General features: G+C 49.5%; 11 protein-coding genes. 1 reads left to right on the top strand and 10 read right to left on the bottom strand.

The genetic code is table 11. The features are described 5' to 3' along the window. The 5 genes from EYY67_RS18735 to metK all read right to left on the bottom strand — a co-directional run bounded on the left by EYY67_RS18735 (nt 1) and on the right by metK (nt 6883). The gene (locus tag EYY67_RS18735) at nt 1-1113 is read right to left on the bottom strand and encodes a CfaE/CblD family pilus tip adhesin (protein WP_095924807.1); all 1113 of its coding nucleotides are present in this window, start codon (nt 1111-1113) and stop codon (nt 1-3) included. Next, the gene (locus EYY67_RS18730) at nt 1110-3800 is read right to left on the bottom strand and encodes a TcfC E-set like domain-containing protein (RefSeq protein WP_131694111.1); all 2691 of its coding nucleotides are present in this window, start codon (nt 3798-3800) and stop codon (nt 1110-1112) included. The genes EYY67_RS18735 and EYY67_RS18730 overlap by 4 nt, the downstream gene beginning before the upstream one ends. A gap of 88 nt (nt 3801-3888) precedes the next feature. Then, the gene (locus tag EYY67_RS18725; protein ID WP_095924809.1) at nt 3889-4392 is read right to left on the bottom strand and encodes a CS1 type fimbrial major subunit; all 504 of its coding nucleotides are present in this window, start codon (nt 4390-4392) and stop codon (nt 3889-3891) included. Between the two features lie 80 nt (nt 4393-4472). Continuing rightward, nucleotides 4473-5216: a fimbria/pilus periplasmic chaperone gene (locus tag EYY67_RS18720; RefSeq protein ID WP_095924810.1), complete on the bottom strand. Its 744-nt coding sequence runs from the start codon at nt 5214-5216 to the stop codon at nt 4473-4475. Nucleotides 5217-5731: 515 nt separating this feature from the next. After that, entirely contained in the window at nt 5732-6883 is a 1152-nt protein-coding gene (gene metK / locus EYY67_RS18715; RefSeq protein WP_095924811.1) for a methionine adenosyltransferase, read from the bottom strand. A gap of 870 nt (nt 6884-7753) precedes the next feature. Here metK and speA point away from each other — a divergent pair. Then, nucleotides 7754-9736 carry a biosynthetic arginine decarboxylase gene (gene speA / locus EYY67_RS18710; RefSeq protein WP_095924812.1) on the top strand — a complete coding sequence of 661 codons (1983 nt, stop codon included), beginning with the start codon at nt 7754-7756 and terminating at the stop codon, nt 9734-9736. 71 nt (nt 9737-9807) lie between these two features. On the opposite strand, the gene EYY67_RS18705 is transcribed toward speA, so the two are convergent. Genes EYY67_RS18705 through EYY67_RS18685 form a run of 5 tightly spaced genes read right to left on the bottom strand, consistent with a single transcriptional unit; the run spans nt 9808 to nt 15411 of the window. Further along, complete coding sequence (locus tag EYY67_RS18705) at nt 9808-10932, bottom strand: fimbrial protein (RefSeq protein ID WP_131694110.1); 1125 nt, start codon at nt 10930-10932, stop codon at nt 9808-9810. After that, a complete protein-coding gene (locus tag EYY67_RS18700; protein WP_131694109.1) occupies nt 10925-11527 on the bottom strand; it encodes a fimbrial-like protein in 603 nt (200 codons plus the stop codon). Before EYY67_RS18700 ends, EYY67_RS18705 begins: the two co-directional genes overlap by 8 nt. A 29-nt stretch (nt 11528-11556) precedes the next feature. Next, nucleotides 11557-12141 (bottom strand): fimbrial protein, encoded by a 585-nt coding sequence (locus tag EYY67_RS18695; protein ID WP_131694108.1) that lies wholly within the window; start codon nt 12139-12141, stop codon nt 11557-11559. 31 nt (nt 12142-12172) lie between these two features. Beyond that, nucleotides 12173-12751, bottom strand: a complete 579-nt coding sequence (locus tag EYY67_RS18690) for a fimbrial protein (protein WP_131694107.1) — start codon at nt 12749-12751, stop codon at nt 12173-12175. Between the two features lie 32 nt (nt 12752-12783). Then, entirely contained in the window at nt 12784-15411 is a 2628-nt protein-coding gene (locus EYY67_RS18685) for an outer membrane usher protein (protein WP_131694122.1), read from the bottom strand. Nucleotides 15412-15442 lie beyond the last annotated feature (31 nt).

Raw genomic sequence — 15442 nt, 5'->3', positions numbered from 1 at the left:
CTAAAGCTGTGGAGTAAACGTCACGATCAGGTGCCCGGTATAATGCCCGGCTTGTTTGCTATTGATATCCAATGTTTTGGTGCTTAATTGCAACGGCGCCGGGACGCACAATACCGCCTGCGGGATCCCCGGAAGATGCACCGGCCGGACATGGGCGGTCTGAATATCCGGGATTACCAGATCTTCACCACGTTTCACGCTGACGTATTTGCCGTCGGGTGCCTGCATTTTCACGTAATAGTCGATACGGCCGGAATCCAGATTGACGTCGCCGTGGTCGGAATAAATAGAGAAATAGCCGCTGTTACGCTGAATCGTTCCCTGCTGTTGATCGTCAAATTTTAGCGTAAAGCTGGTACTGTTCGAGCCATAACCGTCGTATAAACACATATCCAGAGTAGCAGCGCCATTCATTTGCGTCTGATTACCACCGGTGCCTGGCAGCGGGCGCATATTAAGGTCAACCCGTGGTGCGGCTTCACCAAATTCAGGTAAGTAGATTTGCTGGTTATTATTATCCGTCGCGTTAAGTGTGATATGCGCTGTCCATCTTGCCAGGTTTTTCCCGGGCGACCATTGCCACAAGTCCAGAGCCAGCGTGCCTTCCCAGATCCCGCCGACGGGCAGTTTTTTTAACTCAGCAGAGGTAATGTAAACACTTAAAAACTGTTCGCTCCCGCTCCCCGCTGAATCAGCAGAAGTGACCTGAAATTTGCCGTTCTCACCAGCATGATAACCTTCGAGATTAATGACTGCCTGTAAACCTGTCCTTTTTTCTATGAACAGGGTCGGGATGGATGTCGTCCCTCCCGCACCCCAGTCACCCTGAGAATTTTTTGCTTCACCACTTTTACATTGTCCGGTAGAAGGCGATGTATTAGATAAGCAACGCCAGTTATTCCTCCCCCATAATGACGGGTTATCCGGGTTAAATCCCCCAGATTCATGATTCCAAATATTAAAATTTGATGGTGATGATGAAAGATCATAATTAACGCTAACACTTGTATCGCGGCCAGTGGGTTCAACCACAGCCGCGTACGCATAAGATGTTATTAAAAGCTGAGCACTTACTAAGAGCAGTGTCGAAATTATAGATGCAGAGAGTTTCATTTTATTTCCCGGCGAGTTTCAGGCAGATCAGAAGACTGAACTGTTTTGCAGAGCGTTTTCCCGACATAGCGCACCACATCACGGTTTGATTGCACGGTAACCGCACACTGATAGTTCTGATTGCCATTACGAACATACAGGTTCTTCGCTAAAGACGTCATTTCTGCGGTAAAGCCGCCATCTTCTGAGCTGCTGTAGGCATTCGCATTGAGCATGTTGCCGCCACTGAGCGGTTCGCCCGTGCTGGTAACCAGTTGTCCGACATAGGTGTAATGAGATTCCATCGTGACTTCGCGTACTTTCATTTTCCCCGGCAGCAGGAATAAGTTCTGGCTACCTGCACCCTGGGTAATGCTGGCCTGGCTGCCGGTGCTGACATCACGACTTTCGTTCACAGAGACTTTACCTTCTTCAAAACCGGTCACCGGGAACAGGGCTTTGCTGTTCTGTTTCATTTTGGTGGCACCGCCGCCCTGAACCGAAACGTCGATCAGTGCATCGTCTGCCGCATCGGGTTCTTCTTCGCTGCCTTTCACTTTCACTGCGACTGCTGCGCCCGGAGAACCCGTACCGCCCGGCCCCCAGAAGAAGCCAGATTTAGACACTGCGACGGAAGAACTGTAGCTGCCGGTGACAGCACCCTGATGGGTCTGTTGCTGGTTGTCATAGCTGTCAGAAACCGTCATTTCGCCGTCGCCATACTGACCATTAAGACGCCCGTGAACCGCGGCGTTGGCGTTATCGGTATCCGTGCCGCCGACATCAATCCCCAGCTCGCGCTCGTTATTGCTGCCCCAGTCCCAGTTCTGACTGGCGTTGTAGGTCATCTGCGCATCGCCATTCTGGCTGCCCTGATAATCCGTACTGAAGGAGGTATTGCTGCTGCGAAGCTGCGTATCTTTTGGCGTGTTGCGTGACAGGGAGAAACCCATGTAGACGCCTTTATCGTTATCACTGGCACTGCTGCTTTCACGGCGGTATCCGCCAAAGCGCGTGGTGATGGTCATCTGCTTCCAGTTGAAGCTTTTGTTCAGGCTCAGTTGCACCGTGTTGGACGTGCTCTGCGATTCGGTGTTGTTGATCATATTGTCTTCAAAGGGCTTTGAAGGATCATATGACGACGTGTCCGGCGAAAGGCTGGTGTTTTTATTGTAAGTGTAGCCCAGTGAGGCGGACCAGCCTTTGACCGGCACGGAAAGTGTGGCGTTCACCGATTCGTAACAGCCAATATCGGCGTAATCATTCTCATCGACATTGGCGCTGGTGCAACTTTTGCCGTAAGCCGCGTTGCGATATACGCTCATGGAGAAACCGTCGTTATAACTGATTTGCTCCACGTTACCTTTCGAACCGTCGGTGCCGCTGAACACATTGGCCTGCATATCCAGCACGCCGTCGATCAGTTTGCCGTTAAAACCGTGTGTCCATTGCACGCCCGCTTCACCGTAATTTTCATTATCGGTATTGGCGATACCTGCTGTCGCTGTCAGTTCGGCAAAAACCGGCAGACGCGCCCCGGCCTGCATCACCGGCTGGCGAGATGTGCTGCTTTGGTCATCGTCACTGGTGGAACTGACGACTTTGTTATCTGCCGTTTCACCTGCCTGTATAAACCACTGCAGATGCCCGTCACCGATCCCGCCCGTTTTGGTAAAAGGCTGAGTGTCGGTGCGCACGAGCTGGTTATTTTCATAAATTCGCAAGGTGACCGCATAACTGCCGCTCGGGAAGTTGCCGGTATCGAGAGTATTCGAGCCACTATTCAGATAGAAAGTGCCGAGTAACTGGTTGCCACGGTAAGCATCGACGCGGGATTTGCTGGAAAGCAAGACCACTAATGGCGAGCCTTTGCTGGCTTCTTCAAGATTCAGATAGCTCAGGGAACTGCCCGCGCGAACACCGTCGATGGCGTTCAGTGGCAGCAGCGAGAAGCTGATATTCCCGCCGAGATTGCTGGAAAGGTCGCGTGAATCCATGCGTCCGGCCTGCACGTAATGGCGCTTGCCCAGACTCTGGCGGAAATAGAGATCATCGACAGACACCGTCTGGCTGTCGCTGTCATCACTTTTGTAAGAATCCAGCGACCAGTCAAAACCGACATAACCGTTGGTCAGCACACCTAATGCGCCGGAGCCCTGTAATGACAGGCTCTGGTACTCATCTTGCGCCGCGATGTTAAGCGTTTGCTGATGAATCAGGGCATTTTCAGTTTGTGCGGTAGGGGTGTAATAAAGGGCTTTTTTCCCGGCATCTGGCACCAGCTTTTTGCTGACAAAGACGTCGGCCGCGCTGTTGTTTTCATCATAGATCAGGGCAAGGGAATCGGTTTCCAGATAACCACAGCCTTTGGCATTGGCGTTACTGCCGCAGGCCAGATTGCCGTGACGTGCCAGCGGCGCGGACAATGCTGTCAGCATCTGTTGATACTCAGGCGTACCGGCTTTCAGCGGAAGATTTAAGGCTTTCAGTACGCCTTGCGGATCTTTGAATTGCACCGTTTCCAGCGTGACGCTGGCTTCATATAATCCGGCAGACTGGCCGAGTAAATTAACATTCAGCCAGACGTTCTGACCGGAGACCAGTTCTTCAAAGCCGGGCGGAACGTCAGAGCCCGCCAAAGCAAGATTGCTGAACAAAGCAAAATGAATTGCCAGAAAGCAAAGTGAGACTTTCAGATTGGGTTTCATTATTTTCCTTTATTCAAAAATCTGGAGAGGAGAAAAGAATCGGCCTGATTAACAGGCCGATGAGGAATGACTTAGGAGGAATGAACGCTTATGGCGTTTCAGTTGCCTGAGTCAGGACAACGCTGACCACACCGCTGTAGTTACCGGAAGCAACCGGTGCCTGAGTGGTCTGGCTGACTTTCAGAGGCTGAATGATGGAACCATTTGCGGTATCGCCATTCGGGAACAGGGTAGTTGCGGCCATGGTCTGCTGAGCCTGAGTCAGGGTCAGGTCGCCATATTTCACGGTCAGTGGGATATTTGCGTTGGTCCCTACGGTATCCATTAATTGCGGAGTACCTGCCAGGTTGATGTTTACGTCTTTCTCTGCATCGTTAGAGAAGATTTTAGTCATCTGGGTAACAGGTTGCAGACCCACGCCTGGCATATAACCCATTTCCATCGTTGAAGGTAATACTTCGCCGGTGTCAGTGGTCATATCCAAAGTGGCATCAACGTTTGCAGTCACAGTAATATCTTTCTGTACAGCAGAAGCATTAATGGCGAAGCCCATGATTGCAGTGACCAGCAATGGTTTGATAATTGATTTCATTTTAAATTCCTAATTAAGAAGATGCATATTGCTATGCTGGGTTTATAACGAGAGTTATTCTTTATGCGAAATAATGAATTTTATTTTGCACTGAATTCTTTTACGCCAACGGTTTTATCGGTCCAGTTGGAATATTTCACCTTCACCACGCTATAATTAGCGCCTTTAAATAAGGCAGGATCTAATGTGGCGTGCTGATTTGGGTAAATGCTGTTTTTAACCGGTTTGCTCCATTTGCATCCATCATCAGTGTGTTGCTGAGGACATAAACCGATACTGTTAATTTTCAGATGAATATTGCCGGTGTTGCTGACCACGCGGCTTGACGGGTTCAGCGTGAAGTCCAGCCTCGGCGCGGCAGGCGGTACGGTAACCAGTACGCCCCAGATCATGCTGACGCCGAGTTTGACCGGGCTTTTTGCTTCACTTTTATTATTATTGCTGTTCAGTCCCGGCACCCCTTCGAAATAAACGCGATACGCTTCTTCGGTTTGCGGAGGCTGAATATTAATCAGACGTATAATTCGGGTCGTGCCGGGAGCCAGTCCGAATTTCTCCGGTGTGACTACAATACCGTTTCCTGATGACTGACTGATTGTGGTTTCATTTTCCTGCGGCGTTGCCGGGTTATTAATTTTCTTTACTGTTGTTTTGACATATTCCGTATCGGCGGAGTTTGTGGTTACGCTTATTTGTGCGCCGCCGCTTTTCTGCATCGGGACCGAAATAGGATAGACGCTTATTCCTGCAAATGATGCTGCTGATAAAAGTAATGGGGTGGCCGCTAAAATCATTGTCCATGATTTTAATTTCATTAATTGCATTGTCATTTTCTCAATGTTTAATAAGTCTCTATCCTGAAGAAGATGTCGTTAATTCCCTTTGAGTAAATATTTGTCTGGATGCTTTCGATGGGGTGAATAATAGATTCAATGAATGTTCAGGTCAATGACATAGAAATTAGCTATTTGTGTTATTTGTTTCGGTATAAATGATATTCAACACAAATATAACAATTGGGGCGATTTTCACCCTGCTGATAATGAAAGGATTTTATGCGCAATTTTGTTTTTATTATCGGAATTGTTAAATAAAAGAGGGCGGTTAAATCTAATATTACGTATATCTTCATGCTGCATTAAGTAAAGTGCATATAAAGAGTATTTAAAAATTCATCATTAAAATCATTGAGATAAAAACCCGTGTTGGCTTGTCGTTATTAGGGGTTCAGGTATTGAAATGGCGAAAGGGAAGCGATCAGAAACGAAATGGAAAGGTGAGGGCAATAAAAAACCCCGTTTGCGGCGGGGTTTGAGGTTTTTTACGAGGCGCGGGTTTCTTATAAACCGGCGGCTTCGCGCAGCTGGGCTGCTTTGTCGGTTTTTTCCCATGGGAAGTGCTCACGACCAAAGTGACCGTAGGCAGCGGTTTCTTTATAGATCGGGTGTAACAGATCCATCATCTGGATCAGGCCGTATGGACGCAGATCGAAGAACTCGCGCACCAGCAGGGTCAGCTGTTCGTTAGAGACTTTACCGGTACCGAAGGTTTCCACCATGATGGAAGTCGGTTCAGCCACGCCGATGGCGTAAGACACCTGGATTTCACAACGGTCAGCCAGACCGGCCGCCACGATGTTTTTCGCCACATAACGGGCGGCGTAAGCGGCTGAACGGTCAACTTTAGACGGATCTTTACCGGAGAACGCACCGCCACCGTGACGGGCCATGCCGCCGTAGGTATCCACGATGATTTTACGACCGGTCAGACCGCAGTCACCCATCGGGCCACCGATAACAAAACGGCCAGTCGGGTTGATGTGGTATTTGGTACCGGCGTTCAGCCATTCTGCCGGCAACACAGGTTTGATGATTTCTTCCATCACCGCTTCCTGCAGATCTTTCAGCGCGATGTCTTCAGAGTGCTGAGTAGACAACACTACGGCATCGATACCGACGATTTTGCCTTCGTCATACTGGAAAGTGACCTGGCTTTTCGCATCAGGGCGCAACCATGGCAGGGTGCCTGATTTGCGCACTTCTGCCTGACGCTGCACCAGACGGTGTGCGTAGGTCACAGGAGCAGGCATCAGCACGTCGGTTTCGTTGGTGGCATAACCAAACATCAGACCCTGGTCGCCCGCGCCTTGTTCCAGCGGATCAGTACGGTCAACGCCCTGATTGATGTCCGGCGATTGCTTACCGATAGCGCTCAGGACTGCGCAGGAATTGGCATCGAAACCCATGTCAGAATGGATATAGCCAATTTCACGAACAGTCTGACGCGTGATTTCTTCAACGTCGACCCATGCGCTGGTGGTGATTTCACCGCCAACCAGGACCATGCCGGTTTTGACATAAGTTTCACATGCAACACGTGCTTTTGGGTCTTGCTCTAAAATCGCGTCAAGTACGGCATCAGAAATCTGGTCCGCGATTTTATCTGGATGTCCTTCCGAAACGGATTCGGACGTGAAGAGGTGTTTAGCCATTATGTTCTTTACCTTACATACGACGGGTTAGATATCACTGCATAGCACTGGGGAGACTGGCAGATGAGGAGCGAAGCTCGCCATTGTCGCAATGCGTCCTGCATGTCCCCATTAGGCAAAGCCTGAAGCAGCTTCATAGTTAACCCGATAGACGGATTAACATCTGGACGGCTATTTTAGGATAGCAGGCGTTCTGAATGCCAGTCATTTTTGTGACAGAGTTAGTGTTATTGTGCGGGATTCCAGTGATATTCACGGTCTGAAACTATTTGTACTGCATTTTCATTTTGCAATTACAGCGGGTTGCCGGTATAAACGGCGCGCGCTATGCACATTTCTGTAGGCCCTATAGAAGCAGCGTATTCCAGTAATTACTGTTTTCTCAGCTCGAATGCCCGCGGGTGATGCGTGGCACGTGTGGAGGTGGTTAGTTTAATGACCCACTTTTTACCGTTTGTAACATTTCAACAGCATCCCCTGCAGCCTTTATTGCGTTCTGCAGCACTTCTTTCAGACCCTCATTTCGAAAAGCGTCTGTCTTCTTTGCGATGTTTCAGACAGCCTGACTATAGACAGGTCAGTCCCCGACATCGGTACGCTACTCAGTAACGTCCGGTTTGCGTGAACATCGCCATCCCGACATATAACTGATGTAGCCTGCAACCTCCCGGGGCATTCACCCCTGATTTCTTCCGACTCGTCACACGGAGTCTAAAAACGTGTTTTACAATGATATGAGTGGAAAACAGTCCCGTGGCTGTGGCTTGCAGGTTTTTATCCTGTCCGAAAGCCAGCCTTGCGGGTTGTTCTCACCTGTTGTTACTGCGATAGTGGCTGGCCATGTTGTCAGTATAGAAAGAGGATTTACCTATGTCTGATGACATCCAGTCCCACCGTCCGTCACTCGCGGGCGATACTGTTTCTTTGCGCTCCATGCAGGAGGTTGCCGTGAACGATCGTGATGCCAGCAAGATGCTGCGCACTTACAACGTTGCCTATTGGGGTAACAATTATTATGACGTCAACGAACTGGGCCACATCAGTGTCTGCCCGGATCCTGACGAGCCTTCTGCCCGTGTTGATCTGGCACAACTGGTTAAGGATATGCGTGAGCAGGACGGTCAGCGTCTGCCGGCACTGTTCTGTTTCCCACAAATTTTGCAGCACCGTCTGCGTTCGATTAACGCCGCGTTCAAACGTGCGCGTGAATCGTTCGGTTACGAGGGTGACTACTTCCTGGTGTACCCGATTAAGGTGAACCAGCACCGCCGCGTGATCGAATCGCTGGTGGAATCCGGTGAACCGTTGGGTCTGGAAGCCGGCTCGAAAGCCGAGCTGATGGCCGTTCTGGCACACGCCGGGATGACCCGTTCCGTTATCGTCTGTAACGGCTATAAAGACCGCGAATATATCCGTCTGGCGCTGATCGGCGAAAAACTCGGTCACAAGGTGTATCTGGTTATCGAGAAGATGACTGAGATTAAACTGGTGCTGGAAGAAGCCGAACGTCTGAACGTGATCCCGCGTCTGGGCGTGCGTGCACGTCTGTCTTCGCAGGGTTCCGGCAAATGGCAGTCCAGCGGCGGCGAGAAATCCAAATTTGGTCTGGCGGCGTCTCAGGTGCTGCAACTGGTCGAAATGCTGCGTGAAGCAGGGCGTCTGGAAAGCCTGCAACTGCTGCATTTCCATCTGGGTTCGCAGCTGGCGAATATCCGCGATATCTCCACCGGTGTGCGTGAGTCCGCGCGTTTCTACGTCGAACTGCACAAGCTGGGCGTCAACATTCAGTGCTTCGACGTCGGCGGCGGTTTGGGTGTGGATTACGAAGGCACCCGTTCACAGTCTGACTGCTCCGTGAACTATGGCCTGAACGAATATGCCAACAACGTCATCTGGGGTATCGGCGACGCCTGTAATGAACATGGTTTGCCGCACCCGACGGTGATCACCGAGTCTGGCCGCGCCGTGACCGCGCACCATACCGTGCTGGTCTCCAACGTGATTGGCGTTGAGCGCAATGAGTTCAAAGAACCGGTAGCGCCTGAAAACGATGCGCCGCGCGCCTTAGGCAGCATGTGGGATACCTGGAACGAGATGCACGATCCGGAAAACCGCCGCTCCTTGCGTGAATGGCTGCACGACAGCCAGATGGATTTGCACGACGTCCATTCGCAATATGCGCACGGGATTTTGGATCTGACCCAGCGCGCCTGGGCGGAAGACATCTACCTGAATATCTGTAACAAAATTCAGGATCAGCTGGATCCAAGCAACCGCGCACACCGTCCGATCATCGACGAATTGCAGGAACGTATGGCGGACAAACTGTACGTCAACTTCTCGCTGTTCCAGTCGATGCCGGATGCGTGGGGTATCGATCAGCTGTTCCCGGTGCTGCCGCTGGAAGGTCTGGACAAACCACCGGTTGGCCGTGCGGTGCTGCTGGACATTACCTGCGATTCCGACGGCACCATCGATCATTACATCGACGGTGACGGCGTAGCCACGACCATGCCAATGCCGCCGTACGATCCGGAGGATCCGCCGGTACTGGGCTTCTTTATGGTCGGCGCTTATCAGGAAATCCTCGGCAACATGCATAACCTGTTCGGCGATACCGCGGCGGTGGATGTGTTTGTGTTCCCTGACGGCAGCATTGAAGTGCAGCAGTCTGATGAAGGCGACACGGTTGCCGACATGCTGGAATACGTGCAACTGGATCCGAATGTGTTGCTGGCCCGTTTCCGCGATCAGGTGAAAGAAACCGATCTGGATGCAGAACTGCAGGCGCAGTTCGTTGAAGAATTTGAATCCGGTTTATACGGTTATACGTATCTGGAAGAAGACGAATAAGGCGGCGAAATAATACGCCGTGTTTCCGTCACAACATATGGCGAAGGGTGATCCCTTCGCCGTTTTTTTAATTATTCATAATTAACAACAAAAGTGCCGGTAGCTGAGAAACGTCCTACCGAAATACTTTTGGAATCGCCGACCAGTTGCGCATTGAATTGCAATTGTTTAGATGAAGGCATATTCAAATCAGTCACTGAGTAAATGGAATTAGTGTCGTTAGGTTTTAACTGGCTGCCAGAACCTGTAGTGATTTTCACCCCCACACCCGTTGCCGCATTTGACGTCACTGAATTACCCAACAACATATTGTTTCCCGGCGCGACAATATTCGTCGTCACCCGGGTCTTAAACATATTCACATTGGTACAGCCGGAAGCATTGAGGCTGAAATTCATCACACTGGTCGCACCTGAATTGACTTTTGCTGCACTGTAATCCCCCAGCGGGATGGTACCGCCGCCCACACTGCTGACCAGTGAAGTACAGGTTGGCGTTTTCACCGGGAAGGAGAAAGTACTCATATTCAGGCTGATACGATGATTGTCAGTATCCTCATTACCTACTCTGAAAGCGCCGATATACCCTGGGGTAGCCGGCTGAATGGAGGTCACGCCACTGGGAATACCGGTAAACTGGGGTGTCTGAAAAAGCACAATATAGTAATCATACCATTGCCCCCAATCCATACTACTTTCCATGTCTTCAGTGTTCATTGCCATCCTCTCACTTGAACCGTAAAAATAAGGCATGAAAGCCTTAATGTTGCCGGCGCCACCAGTGCCTCTGATTTGAACTGAATAAAGGATCCCCGGGATGTTGGTAGCATATAACCCCGCAGTGGGGGAAACATCTGAATAATAGCCAGTCTGAGAAACGGCGCCTGCTATGCCATATAAAATCTCACCGGAATCTCCGGCGCGACAATCAGTACGGGCACTCTTCGTTGTGGTTGCTTTTTGATTTAAGTCCGTAATCATTTGCGTACTGGTCACGTGCGGTAGCAGAGAAACCACAGAGCCGGAAAAGCTTAATGTTGCGGTGTAGGGGGCATCCTTGAAATAACATTCTTTTGCCGCATCAGCCGGTTTAACGATTAAACACCCCGTTAGTACTAATAAAACAATAAAAGTGAATGCGCGGATGAAACGAGACGAACGTATAGATACCGAATTAAAAGATAAATGATTATTCATAGCTTACGCTCACTAATACTTTTGAGGTAACCCGGCCGGCTGATACGGCACCTGTATTCTGATAACGGGTATAGAAGTGATAGTCCGTTTTTTCAGCCATGGGCGTTGCGGCATTTATCGGGAAATTCACATCGGAAGAGCCGTCCGTCTCCAGCACATTGGTATTGTATTCCTGAGAAAATATCACCAGACCCACGTTATTTGCGCCATCGGCGGCACCGTCTGTTTCGCTGATAAATACCTGTTTAGAGCCCGGTGCGAAATTACCTGACTGCGGGGCGAAACTGAAATGAACATTCTCGATCAGATCATTGCATTCGCTCAGGCTCAGGGTAAAAGGATAACCCCCCAACTGATCGGTCGGCAATATTGGCGAAGGCGGGGAACCCCGGTCGGAAAAATAATTGACACTGACCGTGGGCAAATGAATGGCACCGCCATTCTGTACCGTTAACTGACAGGTTGTCTCAAGAATATTGGCCTGAATATTCAGACTGAGATCATCTTGCGCACCAACGCCAAAAGAACACCCCGCAAGCAATAACGCGGATATCCGAAATAATATTTTATTTTTATTGGCCGGGTGGTTTGTCATAAGAATTCCGTTGATTTTATTCAGGTCATTTATTGATAGATGATCACAAATGTGATTGGGGCAATAAAACTCCCGGTAGTGACATCTGATATCGTGCGGCCTGCCGCAATCACCATTCGGGCATTCATATTCAACGTTGTGCCTGCCGGGGTAAGCGCGATGGTTTGTGGTGTGGCTCTGTTCGCACAACTAAATTGATTCCCGCTGTCGGGTGCATTGCGCCAGAGTTCGACCGCGGCGGCGGAGGCTGAGCCGCCGTTATTGGAAAAAGAATCACCATTTGAGTCCGCCCCCGAACATCCCCCTGACGTTGGGTTGGCCGTAATATCTGCCGATTTAACGCCCGAACAGGCACTAAAAACCAGTTTGAAAGGCTGTATTTTACTTTTCTGTTTCAGTTCCGATTTATAGACATCATTAAAGTTGATGGATGATGTCGGGGCGCCGGCGGCATTTTGAATCTGCGCGACGCAGGTGCCTGCTTCAATAGTGGACGTAAAGGTGGCCGTCAGATTTTCCGTTGGTGTGAGCTCAACCGCGTGCGCTGAAAATGTCATGAGGAATGCAGCCGGCAGCAGTAAAAAATTTTTAGGTTTCACGTTACTTTTCTCCATGCAGATCTTCTATAACCTGTGTTTTTCTACGTTATTCATAGTTAAAGTTAAAAGTGGCAACAGCACTGAAATTACCAGTTGTCCCTTTATTAGCTTGTGTTTCTTGCAGTCTTGAAATCAGGGCGACTTCTTTTGCATTGATTTCTGCGCTGCTCCAGTTAAGCCGCTGACTGTCATTTGTGGAGTTAATGACAAAAGGCTGGTTTGACGCTGAGGCGCGCGCAATAGAAACGCCCAAAAAGGAGGAGGAACCTTCACCTGAAGTCCCATTGATGAGTAACGTATTGACATAACTGGATGGCGTACCCCTGATGGTGGTTTTAATCGAGGTTATTCCCGCGGGGCATTCCACCATTTTTATCTTGAAGGTCGCGGTGGCGGCATTATCTCCGGCAATGATTTTATCTAAACTTACCTTTCCGCCGGAACCAATAGGAATAGTATTGTTGATGCCATTGCCTGAGCCGCCTTCCAGCTTCATTTCACACGTTGTTTCAATTATGTTGGCGCTAAAAGTAACATTGACATTTTGTGCGTAAACCGGTGCCATATTCATGCCGAAAAATAAGGCAGCGCATGGCGATAATAATGTTCTGTATTCCTTTATCATCTTTTTTCCTGTTTATTCTGTTTTCTCAGAAATCAATCTGTCATTTTACAAGCGATATTTTTTAACATGACCGTCAGGTTCACTTTTTCGGGGTTTTCTGAAATAGAGTAATTAATTTTACAGGATTGGTCAGACTCACTTCCCCAAACAACATGAAGTGTCCCTTTATCGTCAATACCACGAATGAAAGCTCTTCCGCCTTGTCCCATATTTCCGACGAGGATATTTTTATCATTAAAGACATCAGCGCCTAAAGGAATAAAACCGTTATCGGAACGCTGCAGTTCCATAATAACCGAGCGACCTTCATCAGTCTCGAAATTAACTAATACCACTGAACCACTGCGTGGATAGGTAATGGTGCTGGTGTTAACAATATTAACGTCCGTCTCCAGTGTGCTGATGTCCAGACCGACGTTGTTTTCCCGATAAGGCGAAAGATAAGGGGTGACCGCATACCCGTTACTGTCAATCCGGCCTTCACCCACACTCATTTTTGTGCCTTTTGCCCCTTTGGCTTTAACCAGCGCGAGCGTATCGGTGTCGTTGATATTTCCGGGAGCAAAAGTAATACCACCTGCATGAACCACCATGCCTCCGCTGGAACCAAATGAAGCCTGCCGTCCGCCGTCATCGGTTAAAGAGGCGGAAAGACTCATGGGGCCATACGCGCTGTTATAACTTCCGTATCCACCAATCTGATTTAAGCTTTGGGAATCAGCCAGTGAAGAGGAGGTGTTAACACTGTAGTTATAACGGTTATCCTCGCTGTAACCGCCTGCGCTCATATCCAGTTGCGACGTGCCCTTAAAGTCAGTGCTCAAGCCGGTATTCAGATTGGTAAATCCACCAGGACGTTTACCCAGCGCAAACAGATTTTCTAAAGGAATGCTCAGGCTAATATAAAGGCGGTTATCCTGATCGCCATTCTCGTTATAGTCACGCTGTAATGAAATGCTGTAGTTAATCCAGCGCCAGGCATTATTATATCCGAGAGAAAACTGCGAGGTTTTTTTACTCTGATTCCAGTACGACTCCCAACTGCCTGTCAGATAAAGCGAACCATAATCTTGTTCCGCATATTCCAGAGGCTGATTAATATTAATCTGAATCTGGTTTTTCATTCTGTCGTAGTTTTTAAACGTTTCTTCTTTATTCAAAGAATCATCATTCATCTCATCTTGCAGCGATGCCGCATCTTGCAGGCTCAGATAATCCTGTGTTGAGAACCGGTAAGCGGCCACATTCAGCGAGGTATTGGTTTCGGTTAACAGCTTATTATAGGAAATACGGTAGCTCTGACCTTCCATTGATTTATCGCTATCGATATCCGCGCGTGAGTGCGTAATATCAAAAGCAAATGCCCCGGCAGGGGTGTTCATGGCCAGTCCCGCTAATGCGGACACGTAATCGGATGACATCGCCTCAATACCGGCATAGCCCGTGAAGGTATTACTGATACCGTAATAGCCCGTCAGCACCGCCACGTCAGGGGAATTACCGGATGAACTGTCATTGAGTTTGCCGACGCCGATATCCCAGCGGGTATTACCGGGGCGCAGCATCTGCGTCACCGAAGAGTAGGGCAATGAAAACGTCCGTTTGCTGCCATCAGACTCTTCTACAGTCACGTCGATACTGTTGCCATAGCCGGTCGGATTGATGTCATCAATGACAAAAGGACCCGGTGGAACCGTCACTTCATAAATCACCGAACCACTCTGGCGGACCGTCACTTTCGCATTACTGTTTGCTGTACCACGGATCACCGGCGCATAGTTGCTCGCTGAACCCGGCTGCATGCGGCTGTCACTGAATATCCGAAATCCTCTCAGACTGATCGAATCAAAGGTGTCGCCCTGGGTGTAGGTATCGCCCAGCACGAACTGGGCTTTTAACGCGGTAATATCGTGCTGAACATAAGCATCCTGACTGGAATAGGTGACACCGTTTTCCTGGTCCCAGTTGGTTGACCCTCTTGCACGAAAACGCCAGCCGGCAAAGTTCGCACCGTAATTTAAACCGCCGTATGCACTGTCGCGGGAATCCCCGTCAGCGGCAGAACGGTAGGCGTTAAAATCGTACGACAGCATGAACGCGGTGATGCCTTCTTCCCACAGGGCCGGATTCACATAACCGGCGGGATGTTTGGCGAGATAGATTTGCGGAACCGTGATATCCAGTCGCTGTTCGGCGGTATCAAACCGGACCCGTGAACCGCTCAGTTTGTTACTGAGATCCTCACAGGAAGCGGCGTTTTGCCCGGCGTCTTGCGGACCGGTGTCCGGCGTGTCGGCGTTTTCCAGAAGAATATCGAGCTGTTCAAGGAGTTTTGGCGTCAGGCAGGCGCTGGCCGTGGCGCTGCCATTATCGATAAAAGTGACTTTTGTATTGAGTTTCAGCGTGCCATTCACAAAAATGCCGACGCTATAAATACCCGGAATAATGGGATTCCCTTTGCTGAAACGCCGGGTATCTATTTTGTCACTGTCCAGTGTGTTGTAGAGAAACTGGCTGTCAAATTCTACCGTTTCATCTTCATCCGCAGTGACATCCTTTGCCGCCACGGTTTCCGCCACGGATAACGGCGACCACAAGGCCATCACGCCCTGAGTCAATGGAAGCAGTAATAATCCACTTATAATTTTATTTAATTTCATCATATTACTGGCTTTCTAATGGAATGACGCT

Origin of the sequence: Rahnella victoriana, from assembly GCF_004330295.1 — a bacterium.
Taxonomy (GTDB): Bacteria; Pseudomonadota; Gammaproteobacteria; order Enterobacterales; family Enterobacteriaceae; genus Rahnella; species Rahnella victoriana.
Note: the sequence above shows the minus strand (reverse complement) of the source record. Positions and strands in the feature narration are given on the sequence as shown.

What these genes read in the sequence shown, in the direction of transcription:
- EYY67_RS18735 (WP_095924807.1), bottom strand. Translation starts at nt 1,113, where the DNA reads ATGAAACTCTCTGCATCTATAATTTCGACACTGCTCTTAGTAAGTGCT.
- EYY67_RS18730 (WP_131694111.1), bottom strand. Translation starts at nt 3,800, where the DNA reads ATGAAACCCAATCTGAAAGTCTCACTTTGCTTTCTGGCAATTCATTTT.
- EYY67_RS18725 (WP_095924809.1), bottom strand. Translation starts at nt 4,392, where the DNA reads ATGAAATCAATTATCAAACCATTGCTGGTCACTGCAATCATGGGCTTC.
- EYY67_RS18720 (WP_095924810.1), bottom strand. Translation starts at nt 5,216, where the DNA reads ATGCAATTAATGAAATTAAAATCATGGACAATGATTTTAGCGGCCACC.
- metK (WP_095924811.1), bottom strand. Translation starts at nt 6,883, where the DNA reads ATGGCTAAACACCTCTTCACGTCCGAATCCGTTTCGGAAGGACATCCA.
- speA (WP_095924812.1), top strand. Translation starts at nt 7,754, where the DNA reads ATGTCTGATGACATCCAGTCCCACCGTCCGTCACTCGCGGGCGATACT.
- EYY67_RS18705 (WP_131694110.1), bottom strand. Translation starts at nt 10,932, where the DNA reads ATGAATAATCATTTATCTTTTAATTCGGTATCTATACGTTCGTCTCGT.
- EYY67_RS18700 (WP_131694109.1), bottom strand. Translation starts at nt 11,527, where the DNA reads ATGACAAACCACCCGGCCAATAAAAATAAAATATTATTTCGGATATCC.
- EYY67_RS18695 (WP_131694108.1), bottom strand. Translation starts at nt 12,141, where the DNA reads ATGGAGAAAAGTAACGTGAAACCTAAAAATTTTTTACTGCTGCCGGCT.
- EYY67_RS18690 (WP_131694107.1), bottom strand. Translation starts at nt 12,751, where the DNA reads ATGATAAAGGAATACAGAACATTATTATCGCCATGCGCTGCCTTATTT.
- EYY67_RS18685 (WP_131694122.1), bottom strand. Translation starts at nt 15,411, where the DNA reads ATGAAATTAAATAAAATTATAAGTGGATTATTACTGCTTCCATTGACT.